General features: G+C 64.9%; 13 protein-coding genes. 6 read left to right on the top strand and 7 right to left on the bottom strand.

The window, feature by feature from the left end:
- Positions 1 to 97: 97 nt before the first annotated feature.
- The 6 genes from BLR29_RS00815 to BLR29_RS00790 all read right to left on the bottom strand — a co-directional run bounded on the left by BLR29_RS00815 (position 98) and on the right by BLR29_RS00790 (position 4,548).
- Entirely contained in the window at positions 98 to 454 is a 357-nt protein-coding gene (locus BLR29_RS00815; protein WP_255371059.1) for a hypothetical protein, read from the bottom strand.
- A 264-nt stretch (positions 455 to 718) separates the two neighbouring features.
- Positions 719 to 1,513, bottom strand: coding sequence for a peptidylprolyl isomerase (locus BLR29_RS00810; RefSeq protein ID WP_092133833.1), 795 nt, complete (start codon positions 1,511 to 1,513; stop codon positions 719 to 721).
- 4 nt (positions 1,514 to 1,517) lie between these two features.
- Positions 1,518 to 1,832: a BolA family protein gene (locus BLR29_RS00805; RefSeq protein WP_092133831.1), complete on the bottom strand. Its 315-nt coding sequence runs from the start codon at positions 1,830 to 1,832 to the stop codon at positions 1,518 to 1,520.
- A gap of 27 nt (positions 1,833 to 1,859) precedes the next feature.
- Positions 1,860 to 2,399, bottom strand: a complete 540-nt coding sequence (locus tag BLR29_RS00800) for a septation protein A (protein WP_092133829.1) — start codon at positions 2,397 to 2,399, stop codon at positions 1,860 to 1,862.
- A gap of 85 nt (positions 2,400 to 2,484) precedes the next feature.
- On the bottom strand, positions 2,485 to 2,892 hold the full coding sequence (gene msrB / locus BLR29_RS00795; protein WP_092133827.1) for a peptide-methionine (R)-S-oxide reductase MsrB: 408 nt from the start codon (positions 2,890 to 2,892) through the stop codon (positions 2,485 to 2,487).
- 96 nt (positions 2,893 to 2,988) lie between these two features.
- The gene (locus tag BLR29_RS00790; protein ID WP_092133825.1) at positions 2,989 to 4,548 is read right to left on the bottom strand and encodes a protein adenylyltransferase SelO; all 1,560 of its coding nucleotides are present in this window, start codon (positions 4,546 to 4,548) and stop codon (positions 2,989 to 2,991) included.
- A 387-nt stretch (positions 4,549 to 4,935) separates the two neighbouring features.
- Here BLR29_RS00790 and BLR29_RS00785 point away from each other — a divergent pair, with 387 nt between their 5' ends.
- The 6 genes from BLR29_RS00785 to BLR29_RS00760 all read left to right on the top strand — a co-directional run bounded on the left by BLR29_RS00785 (position 4,936) and on the right by BLR29_RS00760 (position 11,916).
- Complete coding sequence (locus tag BLR29_RS00785) at positions 4,936 to 6,561, top strand: 3-(methylthio)propionyl-CoA ligase (protein ID WP_092133824.1); 1,626 nt, start codon at positions 4,936 to 4,938, stop codon at positions 6,559 to 6,561.
- 186 nt (positions 6,562 to 6,747) lie between these two features.
- Complete coding sequence (locus tag BLR29_RS00780) at positions 6,748 to 7,998, top strand: branched-chain amino acid ABC transporter substrate-binding protein (protein ID WP_092133822.1); 1,251 nt, start codon at positions 6,748 to 6,750, stop codon at positions 7,996 to 7,998.
- A 146-nt stretch (positions 7,999 to 8,144) separates the two neighbouring features.
- Positions 8,145 to 9,092 (top strand): branched-chain amino acid ABC transporter permease, encoded by a 948-nt coding sequence (locus BLR29_RS00775; protein ID WP_092133820.1) that lies wholly within the window; start codon positions 8,145 to 8,147, stop codon positions 9,090 to 9,092.
- A gap of 3 nt (positions 9,093 to 9,095) precedes the next feature.
- Positions 9,096 to 10,409 carry a branched-chain amino acid ABC transporter permease gene (locus tag BLR29_RS00770; protein WP_092133818.1) on the top strand — a complete coding sequence of 438 codons (1,314 nt, stop codon included), beginning with the start codon at positions 9,096 to 9,098 and terminating at the stop codon, positions 10,407 to 10,409.
- The gene (locus BLR29_RS00765) at positions 10,406 to 11,203 is read left to right on the top strand and encodes an ABC transporter ATP-binding protein (RefSeq protein ID WP_092133816.1); all 798 of its coding nucleotides are present in this window, start codon (positions 10,406 to 10,408) and stop codon (positions 11,201 to 11,203) included. The genes BLR29_RS00770 and BLR29_RS00765 overlap by 4 nt, the downstream gene beginning before the upstream one ends.
- A complete protein-coding gene (locus tag BLR29_RS00760) occupies positions 11,203 to 11,916 on the top strand; it encodes an ABC transporter ATP-binding protein (RefSeq protein ID WP_092133814.1) in 714 nt (237 codons plus the stop codon). The genes BLR29_RS00765 and BLR29_RS00760 overlap by 1 nt, the downstream gene beginning before the upstream one ends.
- A gap of 9 nt (positions 11,917 to 11,925) precedes the next feature.
- Here BLR29_RS00760 and BLR29_RS00755 read toward each other — a convergent pair whose 3' ends face one another.
- On the bottom strand, positions 11,926 to 12,279 hold the full coding sequence (locus tag BLR29_RS00755; RefSeq protein WP_092133812.1) for a hypothetical protein: 354 nt from the start codon (positions 12,277 to 12,279) through the stop codon (positions 11,926 to 11,928).
- Positions 12,280 to 12,317: the final 38 nt, after the last annotated feature.

Here is a 12,317-nt window from a genome sequence, read left to right as displayed (position 1 = left end):
AGGCCCGCGTAAGCGGGCCTTATTGTTTGGGGTTTGGTGTGCTGTATAGGGGAAGGGGGAAAGGCGGGGAGCAGATGCGACTGTCGTATAGGGGAGCCTACGCCACCGCGGCAGGCGCCGCCCCGCCGGCTCCACCGCTGCCATCTGCCCCGTCGGGGGACTCGGGGTCTGCGGGTGTGCCCGCTTCGGGAGGCGTCATCGACGGCATGTAAAGCCGGGCGCTCCAGGGCAGGTATCGCGAATAGAGCAGCCGCATGCGGTCCGAATCGGGCGGCACGTCGATCTCGCCATGGATCTCCATGTAGGCGATCGTGGCCTGCAGCAGCTTGGACTGTGCGTAGCGGTCCCGCGTAGGCACGTAGGGGTGGAGGTGGCGCCAGCGCATGCCAGTGCACTCGATATTGGGCATGCCCAGCGCGCAGTAGATGATGCCGCTGGAATAGAGGTGCCACATGTGCCAGTAGCCGCTCGTTACGCCCATCGTCGCAGTGCCCTCTGTTGTGTTCTGGCGGCGCGCCGCACGGGTCATTCCCGGCGACCGGCACCAAACAACCAGAATTCGGATTTTACCGATGGGCCCGACCAGCGGAAACGGAAAGATGTCACCAAAGTGTGCCTTAGCGCGCTTAACGCGGTGATCCGGAACCTCCGGTGCCGCATCCCAAAAAGAAAACCGGCGCCGAAGCGCCGGTTTTTTCTTGGGGCAGTGCGAAGGTCCTTACTGGATCTTGGCCTTGTCCTTGAGCGACTTCATCATCGCCTGGAACTGCTCGCGTTGCCAGCCCTGGTCGCCCATCAGCATCTGCTGGAGCTGGGGCTTCACTTCCTCGAACGAGGGGATCTTGGCGTCGCGCGTGTCCACCAGCTCGATGATGTGCCAGCCAAACTGGGTCTTGACCGGGGTGTCGGTCATCTGGCCCTTCTTCAGGCCGGTCATCGCGGCCGAGAATTCCGGCACGTAGCTGCTGCTGTTGGCCCAGTCCAGGTCGCCGCCGTTGGTCGCGGAGCCCGTGTCCTTCGACGACGCCTTGGCGACGTCCTCGAACTTGGCGCCGCCCTTGATCTTGGCGATCAGCGCCTTGGCGTCGGCTTCCTTTTCCACCAGGATGTGGCGGGCGTGGTATTCCTTGCCGTTGCCGAACTGCGACTTGATCTTCTCGTACTGCTTGCGCAGTTCGTCGTCGCTGGCGCCGTGGGTCCGCACGTAGTCCTCGAACACGGCGCCCGCCAGCACGTTCAGCTTGGCCTGTTCCAGTTGTTCCTGCACGTCGTCACGCTGGGTGATGCCGCGCTTGCCGGCTTCTTGCAGCAGCAGTTCCCGGTCGATCAGCATGGTGCGGGCACGGTCGCGCAGCTCCTGGCTTGCGGGCTGGCCGGTGCCGGCGATCAGCTTGTCCAGCTTGGCCGAGGGGATGGGCTTGCCATTCACAACGGCGGCGTTCTGGGCGATTGCAGGCAGGCTGCCAGCAGCAAGCACAGCCGCCAGGCTGAACGAGAGGACGGTGGTCTTCATGGAATCAGGTCTGAGAGTTGCGGGTAGCGTCGCGTGATGCTTCGCGGGATTGATATTCTTGGTCGGTATATGCGCTCACTGCCAGCGCGTGAATCTGCGAGGGGAACAGCGCGCGCAGCGCATCATACACCATGCGGTGACGCGTTACGCGGGAGTGACCCGCAAACTGCTCGCTCACGATTGTGACATCGTAGTGGCCTCCGCCGGATGCCGCGCCGGCATGGCCGGCATGGGCCGCGCTGTCATCGCGCACGGCAAGGCGGGAGGGGGCGAGGGCCGCGCGCAGCAGCGCCTCGATGGTGGCGGGATCGGCTGCCATCCGGGTTCCTTCGTTGGGGTGGGTCCGTTACTCGGACGGGGTTTCCTGGATGTGGCGCGACAGCCAGATGCTCTGGACCACGATGAAGACGACCATCAGGCCCATGCTGCCGAACAGCTTGAAGTTGACCCAGGTGTCGGTGGAAAACTGATAGGCCACGTACAGGTTCACGACGCCCATTGCCGCGAAGAAGGCGGCCCAGGCGGCGTTCAGGCGGCTCCACGTCGCATCCGGCAGGGTGACCTGCTTTTCCATCATGGCGCGGACCAGGTTCTTGCGCCAGCCGACCACCGACCCGATCAGCGTCACGGCGAACAGCCAGTACAGCACCGTGGGCTTCCATTTGATGAAGGTCTCGTTGTGCAGCAGGATGGTGGCGCCGCCGAACACGCCGATGATGACCAGGCTGACCCATTGCATCGGCTCCACCTTGCCGTGCCGGAAGCGCACCCACGCAATCTGCAGGACCGTGGCGACGATGGCCGCGGCCGTGGCCGGATAGATGCCGAACAGCTTGAAGGCGATGAAGAACAGGATGACCGGGAACAGGTCGAAAAGAAATTTCATGCGGACGAGGTCTGGTTGGCGGGCCCGAGGGCCCGCGTGTGATCCGGGATACGGATCGATGCTGGCGTCCGGTGTAACGGCGGCGTCACCCGCGGTCGGCCGGATCCCGATCGTCGAATTTTAACGCAGCCGAGTTGATGCAATAGCGCAATCCGGTCGGGGCCGGGCCGTCCTCGAAAACGTGGCCCAGATGGCTGTCGCATTCCTTGCACCGGACTTCGACGCGCGTCATGCCGTGAGTGTGGTCCACGTGCTCGGCGATGACTTCGCCGTTGATCGGGCGGAAGTAGCTCGGCCAGCCGCAGCCGGCATCGAATTTGGTGGACGATTCGAACAGCGGTGTGCCGCAGCCCACGCAATGGTAGATGCCCTGGTTCCAGTGGTCCCAGTAGCGGCCCGTGAACGGACGCTCGGTCGCGGCTTCCCGCGCCACGCGGTATTCGATGTCGGAGAGTTGGTCACGCCACTCGGCGTCGGTCTTGGTCGTGGTCATCTTGCTTCCTTTCAGGTTCGGCGGCCGGCCGGGCCGCCGAGGAGCCAGTTAGTCGGTCTTGCCTCGCGCGCCTTACAACCTCGCGGGCACGCCGTATCAGGACGAGCAGCTCACTTCGAGCCCGGACGCCCAGTCCGGAGGCAGCGTTGCGTAGTGTTCCGATTCGGGCTGCTCGTCGAACGGCCGGGACAGCACCGCCAGCAGCCGGTCCACTTCGCCGAAGTCCTTGTCGCGCGCGGCGCGGATGGCGGTTTCGGCCAGGTGGTTGCGCAGCACATATTTCGGGTTGACGGCAAGCATCGCGACGGCACGCGCCGCGTCGTCCGATTGCTCGGCCTGCAGACGGGTGCGATATTCCGCCGCCCAGGCATCCCATGCGGCGCGGTCCAGGAACAGGTCGCGCACCGGCGCGTCGCCCGACGCATCCGCCGCTGATATGCGGGCGAGGTTGCGCCAGAACAAGGTGTAGTCCACGCGGTTGGCATGCAGCACGCGGAACAGGTTGGTCAGCAGCGCCTCGTCCTCGTTGTCCCCGCCGCCGAGCGGGCGCAGGCCCAGCTTGGCGCGATACTGGCTGAAGAACGCGGCGGCATAGCGGTCGCGAAACGGGTCCAGTGCCTCGCGCGCGGCGGCCACGGCAGCTTCCTTTTCCGCCTCCGGGTCGGCGGCATCAGCATCGCGCCAGAGCGGCAGCAGCGCCTGCGCCAGGCAATGCAGGTTCCAGAACGCGACCTGCGGCTGCTGGCTGTAGGCGTAGCGGCCCTGCTGGTCGGAATGGTTGCAGATATGGTTGGCGTCAAACGCGTCCAGGAAACCGAACGGGCCATAGTCGATGGTCAGCCCGAGGATCGACATGTTGTCGGTGTTCATGACGCCATGACAGAACCCCACGGCCTGCCACTGGGCCACCAGGTCCGCCGTGCGCAGCGAGACCTCGCGCAGCAGCGCCTGGTAGGGACTGGCCGCATCGCGGCAGGCCGGGTAGAAGCGGTCGATCACGAAATCGGCCAGCTGGCGCAGCGACGCGTGGTCCTCGCGCGCCGCGAAATGCTCGAAATGGCCGAAGCGGATAAAGCTCGGCGCCAGCCGGGTGACCACGGCGGAGGTCTCGATGGTCTCGCGGCGCACCGGCGCGTCGGACCCGATGATCGACAGCGCCCGGGTGGTCGGCACGCCCAGCGCGAACATGGCTTCCGAGCACAAGTATTCGCGGATCGACGAACGCAGCACGGCGCGGCCATCGGCCATGCGCGAATAGGGCGTCAGGCCGGCTCCCTTGAGCTGGATTTCCCACGGGCCGTCCGGCATCTGCGCTTCCGCGAGCCGGATCGCCCGTCCGTCGCCGAGTTGGCCTGCCCATACGCCGAACTGGTGGCCCGAGTAGACGGAGGCGAGCGGGTCGGACCAGTCGGGGATGCTGTTGCCGACGAAGGCATCGATGAAGTCCGGCTCGCGTGCGGCCTGGCCGATCGTGCCGGCATCCCAGCCCAGCAGTGCGGCGGCAGCGGGGGCCACGCTGACCAGATAGGGCGATGGCAGCGGCGTGGGGGGCAGTCGGGTGAAAAAGCGCTCGCCCAGCGCGGCAAAGCCGGGTGCGGTGCGGAACGGCACGGAGTAGGGCGATCGCTTCAACGCGTCGTGGGAATCGGTGGACATCGACAGCCTATGCGCAAGGGGCGCTATTTGCGGGGTGAATGGTACGGAGCCGGATGGCGTTTCCGCGTGCCCTGTTCACGTGCGCCAACAGGCTAGGGGAAAACGACATATTGAGACACATCTGGGCTCGCAGTATTGTACTTGCACCGGTTTTCCCCTGTCGGCCAAGGGGTGTCCGCGTCGGCGCCACGCCACGCAAATAGCGGACATCAATTTCGTGCATGACAGGGCCCGCGTGCCGCTGGAGAGAGAGGTCACGGCACGCGTCAAATGCAAACATCACCAGGGTTTTATTTTTGCTGTTGGCAGGGTGTGGGAACAATCGGCCAAAAATTAGAACGGTTGTTCGTTTTTTCGACCGATCAATATAAGACTGGAGACCATTTCATGGCACTGATGGGTCAAATGATGAGCGCGCCGCTGCTCATTTCCTCCATCATCAAGCACGCTGCACGCTATTACGGCAGCACCGAAATCGTCTCGCGACGGACAGAGGGCGACCTCCACCGCTACACCTACCGCGATTGCGAATTGCGGGCCCGCAAGCTGGCGCAGGCGCTGGGTGCGCTGGGCGTGCAACAGGGCGAGCGCGTCGGCACGCTGGCCTGGAATGGCTACCGGCACCTCGAGGTCTACTACGGCGTGTCCGGCATGGGCGCCGTGTGCCACACCATCAATCCGCGCCTGTTTCCCGAGCAGATCGCCTACATCGTCAATCACGCGGAGGACGGCTACGTCTTCTTCGATTCGACGTTCCAGCCGCTGGTGGAAGGCGTGGCGCCGCACTGCCCGAAGGTGAAGGGCTGGGTCATCATGACCGACCGCGCCCACATGCCGGCCGAGCCGAAGGTTCCGCTGATCTGCTACGAGGACCTGATCGACGCGCAGGACGGCAACTATGACTGGCCGGAGTTCGACGAGAACCTCGCGTCCAGCCTCTGCTACACGTCCGGCACCACCGGCAACCCCAAGGGTGCGCTGTATTCCCATCGCTCCACGGTGTTGCACTCGTATGCGTCCGCATTGCCCGATGCGCTGGGCTGTTCGGCGCGCGACGTGATCCTGCCGGTCGTGCCGATGTTCCACGTCAATGCGTGGGGCCTGCCGTACTCGGTGCCGCTGGTCGGCGCCAAGCTGGTGTTCCCCGGTGCGAAGCTCGACGGCGCATCGCTCTATGAGCTGTTCGAGCAGGAGAAGGTGACCTTTTCCGCCGGCGTGCCGACGGTCTGGCTGGGGCTGCTCCAGTACATCCAGAGCAACAAGCTGAAATTCTCCACCTTCCGCCGCACCGTGATCGGCGGTTCGGCCGCACCGCCCGCCATGATCCGCGCGCTGGAGGCGCTGGACGTGGAGGTCATCCACGCGTGGGGCATGACGGAGATGTCTCCGCTGGGCACGTCGTGCAAGCTGCTGGCCAGCCACAACGATCTGCCGGAGGACGAGCGCCACAAGATCCTCGAAAAGCAGGGTCGCGTGATCTACGGCGTGGACATGAAGATCGTCGACGGAGAAGGGCAGGAGCTGCCCTGGGACGGCAAGGCGTTCGGCGACCTGCTCGTGCGCGGCCCGTGGGTCATCGCGCAGTACTACCGCAACGACAACAACCCGCTGGTCGATGGCTGGTTCCCCACCGGGGACGTGGCGACAATCGACCAGGAGGGCTACATGCAGATCACGGACCGCAGCAAGGACGTGATCAAGTCCGGCGGCGAGTGGATTTCGTCGATCGACGTCGAAAACGTGGCCGCGGCGCATCCCGCCGTGCATATGGCCGCGTGCATCTCGGCCTATCACCCCAAGTGGGACGAGCGCCCGCTGCTGGTGGTGGTGAAGCGGCCTAACACGGACGTCACGCGCGAAGAATTGCTGGGCTTCTTCGAAGGCAAGGTCGCCAAATGGTGGATTCCCGATGACGTGGCCTTTGTCACGGAAATCCCGCTGACCGCCACGGGCAAGATGCAGAAGCTCAAGCTGCGCGATCAGTTCAAGGACTACAAGCTGCCCACCGCCTGAGCCCCATCCAGGCGTATATCCCATAGCAGGCAGCAGCAGGCATTTGCGGCGTCCCGTCGAGGGGCGCCGCAGAGACGGCGGTTCACGCGAGGAGGGCGTGGCCGTCGTCGGATCCCGGTCGTCCGTGCGCAATGCCGCGGGCAGCCGTTCCATTCGCCAAACGACAATAGAGTGAAGGAGACAGGTATGACCAAGATGCGTCCGCTGGTAGCCGGTGTGGCGGTATTTGCGGCACTGGGTTCCACGCTGGTTTCGGGCATGGCGGCAGCGGAAACGGTGAAGATTGCCTTCATCGATCCGTTGTCTGGGCTGATGGCCCCGGTGGGACAGAACCAGTTGAAGAGCTGGCAGTTTGTGGCCGATGTGGCCAACCAGAAGGGCTGGGGCGGCGCAAACAAGTTTGAAGTGGTGGGCTTCGACAACAAGCTCTCGCCGCAGGAAAGCCTGACCATCCTCAAGCAGGCGGTGGACCAGAACATCCGCTATATCGTGCAGGGCAACGGATCGTCCGTGGGCCTGGCGCTGGAAGATGCGGTGGCCAAGCACAACGAGCGCAACCCCGGCAAGGAGATCATCTATCTGAACTACGCCGCGGTGGATCCGGACATGACCAACAGCAAATGCAGCTACTGGCATTTCCGGCTGGACGCCAATTCCGACATGAAGATGGAGGCCCTGACCACCTACCTGGCCAAGGATCCCAACGTCAAGAAGGTCTACCTGATCAACCAGAACTACTCGTTCGGACACCAGGTGACGCGCGCAGCCAAGGAGTACCTGAAGCGCAAGCGCCCGGACATCCAGATCGTAGGTGAAGACCTGCACCCGCTGGCACAGGTCAAGGACTTTGCGCCGTACGCGGCCAAGATCAAGGCTTCCGGCGCCGATACGGTCATCACCGGCAACTGGGGCAGCGACCTGGCGCTGCTGATCAAGGCCGGCAAGGACGCCGGGCTCACCACCAACTACTACACCTACTACGCCGCCACGACGGGCGTGCCGACCGCCATGGGCGCGTCCGGCGCGGAGCATGTCAAGTACGTGGGCTACTACAACCCGAACAACGAGGGCTTCAAGGGCGCCGACGTCGTCGAGGGCTACAAGAAGAAGTACAACGACGACTTCTACGTGATGGCGTCGTACACGGGCATCGCCATGTTGGCCAAGGCCATGAAGGACGCCGGCTCCACCGATCCGGTCAAGGTGGCCAAGGCGCTGGAAGGCATCAAGGTCGACAGCATGAACGGCACCGTGGAGATGCGGAACACGGACCACCAGGCCCAGCAACCGCTGGTGGTGGCCACGTGGACCAAGGTCAACGGCAAGGACATCAAGTTCGACCAGGAGAACACCGGCTACGGCTGGAAGACCAATGCGCAGCTCGACCCGTTCGTGGCCGCGCAGCCGACTTCCTGCCAGATGAAGCGGCCGGGCTGAACGTGGGCGGCCGATGGCGGCGGTGCGACGCCGCCGCCACTTGCTGCATACTCCTGACCTGCCGGACCTGACCCGCGCTGAACCGCCGTCCCCGGCTCCGGGGGCGGCGGCATCCGGGCATCCGGGATGCATTTCAAGGATCCGCGGTGGAATTCTTCGTCATCTCGCTGTTGAACGGCATCAGCTACGGGCTGTTGCTGTTCATGCTGTCCTCGGGGCTCACGCTCATCTTCAGCATGATGGGTGTGCTCAATTTCGCGCACGCCAGCTTCTATATGCTGGGCGCCTACTTTGCCTACACCATCGCCACCAAGGTTGGCTTCTGGCCCGCGCTGATCCTGGCGCCGCTGCTGGTGGCCGGGGCCGGGGCGCTGGTGGAGCGCTTCGGCCTGCGCACCGTCCACAAGTACGGGCATGTGGCCGAGCTGCTGTTCACCTTCGGCCTGGCCTATCTGATCGAGGAAGGCGTCAAGCTGGTCTGGGGCCTGGCCGCGGTGCCATACCGGATACCGGCCGAACTCGACGGCCCGTTGTTCACGGTGTTTACCTCGTCGTTCCCCAAATACCGCGCCTTCATGATGCTGGTGTCGATGAGCATGCTGGTGGCGATCTACCTGGTGCTGACGCGCACGCGCATCGGGCTGGTCATCCAGGCCGCGCTGACGCACCCTGAGATGGTGGAGGCGCTGGGCCACAACGTGCCGCGCGTCTTCATGATGGTGTTCGGCGGCGGGGCGGCTCTGGCCGGACTGGCCGGGGTCATCGGCGGCAATGCCTTCGTGACGGAGCCGTCGATGGCGGCGGCGGTGGGGACCATCGTCTTCGTGGTGGCGGTGGTGGGCGGCATGGGGTCGCTGGTCGGGGCATTCATTGCCTCGATCCTGATCGGCGTGCTGCAGACCTTCGCGGTGACGATCGATGCCTCCCTGGCCGGCCTGCTCGGCAGCCTGGGCATGGCCGTGACGGACGCCACGCCATTCAGTTCGCTATGGAAGCTCACGGTGGCGCAGGTGGCCCCGGTGCTGCCGTACCTGTTGCTGGTGGTGATGCTGATTTTCCGCCCACGCGGGCTCATGGGTACCCGGGAGAGCTGAGCGATGGAGTCGACAACCATGCAACAACGCCCGGATCAGGTCGTGACCGGCCGCACGATGCGCTATCGGCCGCTCAACCTGGCGCGCTGGTTGATCTGGGGCCTCACGGCCCTGCTGATGCTGGTGATGCCGCTGATCTTCACGGGCGGTTTCGCGGTGACGCTGATGTCGCAGATGGGCATCATGATCATCTTCGCGCTGTCCTACAACATGCTGCTCGGGCAGACCGGCATGCTGTCATTCGGGCACGCGGTCTATTCAGGGCTGGGCGCCTTCATCGCCGTGCACGTGCTGAACATGATCGGCGCGGGCAAGGTCTGGCTGCCGGTGTCGATGTTGCCGCTGGTGGGCGGGCTGGCCGGCGCGTTCTTCGGCGTGCTGTTCGGCTACGTGACCACCAAGAAGTCCGGCACCACGTTTGCCATGATCACGATGGGCATCGGCGAGATGGTGTTCGCCAGTTCGCTGATGTTCCCGGACTTCTTCGGGGGCGAGGGCGGCATCTCCACCAATCGCGTGGTCGGGGAGTCGTTCCTCGGCCTGACATTCGGTCCGGGCCGGCAGGTCTACTACCTGATAGCCGCATGGTGCCTGGTGTCGATGGCGGCCATGTACGCGTGGACGCAGACGCCGCTGGGGCGCATTGCCAATGCGGTGCGCGACAACCCCGAGCGCGTGGAGTTCATCGGCTACAACACCCAGCGCGTGCGGTACCTGGTGCTGATCCTGTCGGCGTTCTTCGCGGGCATTTCCGGCGCGCTGTCGGCCATCAACTTCGAGATCGTATCGGCCGAGAACGTCAGCGCCGTGCGCTCGGGCGGCGTGCTGCTGGCGGCGTTCATCGGCGGTGCCGGGGTGTTCTTCGGCCCGGTCATCGGCGCGGTGGTGTTCGTCCTGTTCGCGGTGGCGCTGTCGGACCTGACCAAGGCGTGGCTGCTGTACCTGGGCCTGTTCTTCGTGATGATGGTGATGTTCGTGCCGGGTGGCATCGCCAGCCTGCTGCTGATGCAGGTGCCGCTGCTGGCGAAGAAGCGGCTCGGCCGGATGCTGCCGTCCTACGGCCAGGCCGCGGCCGCGGGCCTGGTGTTGCTGGCCGCGATGATCCTGACCGTGGAGCTGGTCTACAAGGTGCAGGTGGATAGCGCGAACGGCACCGCGATGCGACTCTTCGGCATCGGGTTCGATGCGGGCACGCTGCCGCCGTGGATCGCCGCGGCGGCGCTCTGGACGGCGGGCTACTTTGCGTGGCGATGGGCGACGGGGCGCGTGCGCGCCGAACTCGACAAGATTCAGGCGGAATTCGGAGGTCAGGCATGACGGCGGCCACGACAGGCGTGGGCACGCCCGCGCTGGAACTCAACGACGTACGCAAGAAATTTGGCCAGACCGAGATCATCCGCGGCGTCTCGCTGACGATTGGCAAGGGCGAGCGTCACGCGCTGATCGGCCCGAACGGCGCCGGCAAATCCACCACCTTCAACCTGATCTCGGGTCGCTTCGCGCCGTCCTCGGGCACCGTGAAGCTGAACGGTGAAAGCATCGCGGGACTGCGGCCCTTCGAGATCAACCGGATGGGCTTGTCGCGCAGTTTCCAGATCACCAATATCTTCCACCGGCTGTCGGTGTTCGAGAACCTGCGCTGCGCCGTGCTGTGGGCGCTCGGCTACAAGTATTCGTTCTGGCACCGGCTGTCCGAGTTGCGCGATGCGCGCGAGCGGGCGGAGGAGGTGCTGGAGCTGATCGGCATGCGGCATCGCCGCCATACCCAGGCGGGATTGCTGACCTATGCGGAGCAGCGCGCGCTGGAAATCGGCATCACGATCGCCGGCGGTGCCGAGGTGATCCTGCTGGATGAACCGACGGCCGGCATGAGCCGGTCGGAGTCCGACCATGCGGTGGAGCTGATCCGCAAGGTCACGGTCGGCAAGACGCTGATCATGGTGGAGCACGACATGAGCGTGGTGTTCGGCCTGGCGGACCGCATCTCGGTGCTGGTCTATGGCGAGGTCATCGCCACGGACACCCCGGTGGCCATCCGCAACAACCGCAAGGTCAAGGAGGCCTACCTGGGCACGACCCTCGACGAACCGGCCATGGAAGGAGCGCACTGATGGGCAAGCGCATGCTGGACGTCACCGGATTGCACGCCTACTACGGCAAGAGCCACATCCTTCACGGCGTGGACGCCCATATCGACGAGGGCGAGATCGTGGCGCTGCTGGGGCGCAACGGGGTGGGGCGCTCGACCATGGCCAAGGCCATCCTCGGCATGGTCAAGGCGGAAGGCTCCGTGCGCTTCCGCGACCAGGAAATCCTGGGTCAGCGCACCTTCGAGATCGCCCATGCGGGCATCGGCTACGTGCCGGAGAACCGCGACATCTTTCCCTCGCTGACGGTGCGGCAGAACCTGCTGCTGGGGGAGAAGCGCAACCCGCGGCAGCCAAAGCCCCGGTGGACCGAGGAGGACATGTTCCGCATGTTCCCGCGCCTGAGGGAGCGCGAGCATACGGCAGCCGGCGTGCTGTCCGGCGGCGAGCAGCAGATGCTGACGCTGTGCCGCACGCTGATGGGCGACCCCGACCTGATCCTGATCGACGAGCCCACCGAAGGGCTGGCGCCGATGATCGTCACGCTGGTGGGGGACTTCCTGAAGACGCTCAAGGAGCGGGGCGTCTCGGTCTTGCTGATCGAACAGAAACTGGCGATCGCGCTGGACATCTCCCAGCGCGTCTACGTGATGGGTCACGGCCACATCGTGTTCGAGGGCACGCCGGCGGACCTCAAGGCGAACACGCAGGTGCGCAAGGAGTGGCTGGAGGTGTAGGCCGCGGTCTCAGTGGTCGAGGAGAAGGGCGAGCGACCGGGCGCCCGTCAGCCATTCGAGCGCGATCGTGCCGAACCATGGCAGCAGGCACGCCCAATTCAGCCAGGGGCTTGGCTGACGGAACCAGAGTCCTGCGATCCCGAACAATGCCTGCATCGCTCGCATGGCGTTGTAGCGAAGCAGCGCCATCATGTCGGGAAACCGGAGCGCTTCCCGGACAGGCAGGCTGGCGGAGAAGTCCGCGGGTCTGGCTTGTATTTCCCCTGCGGCGAGCAGCGACTGCATGGCTAGCCCGATGAGGTGGAACAACAGCCACGCCGACATCACCGTGCGACCCGCGTGCTCGATGTTCGCCCATGGCATCTCAATTCCCCAGGTAACCTGCCAGGACGGCATTGCCG

This window comes from Cupriavidus sp. YR651 (assembly GCF_900101625.1).
In the GTDB taxonomy this organism is placed as follows: Bacteria; Pseudomonadota; Gammaproteobacteria; order Burkholderiales; family Burkholderiaceae; genus Cupriavidus.
The sequence above is the reverse complement of the archived record's forward strand: the minus strand, read 5'-3'. Positions and strand labels throughout refer to the sequence as shown.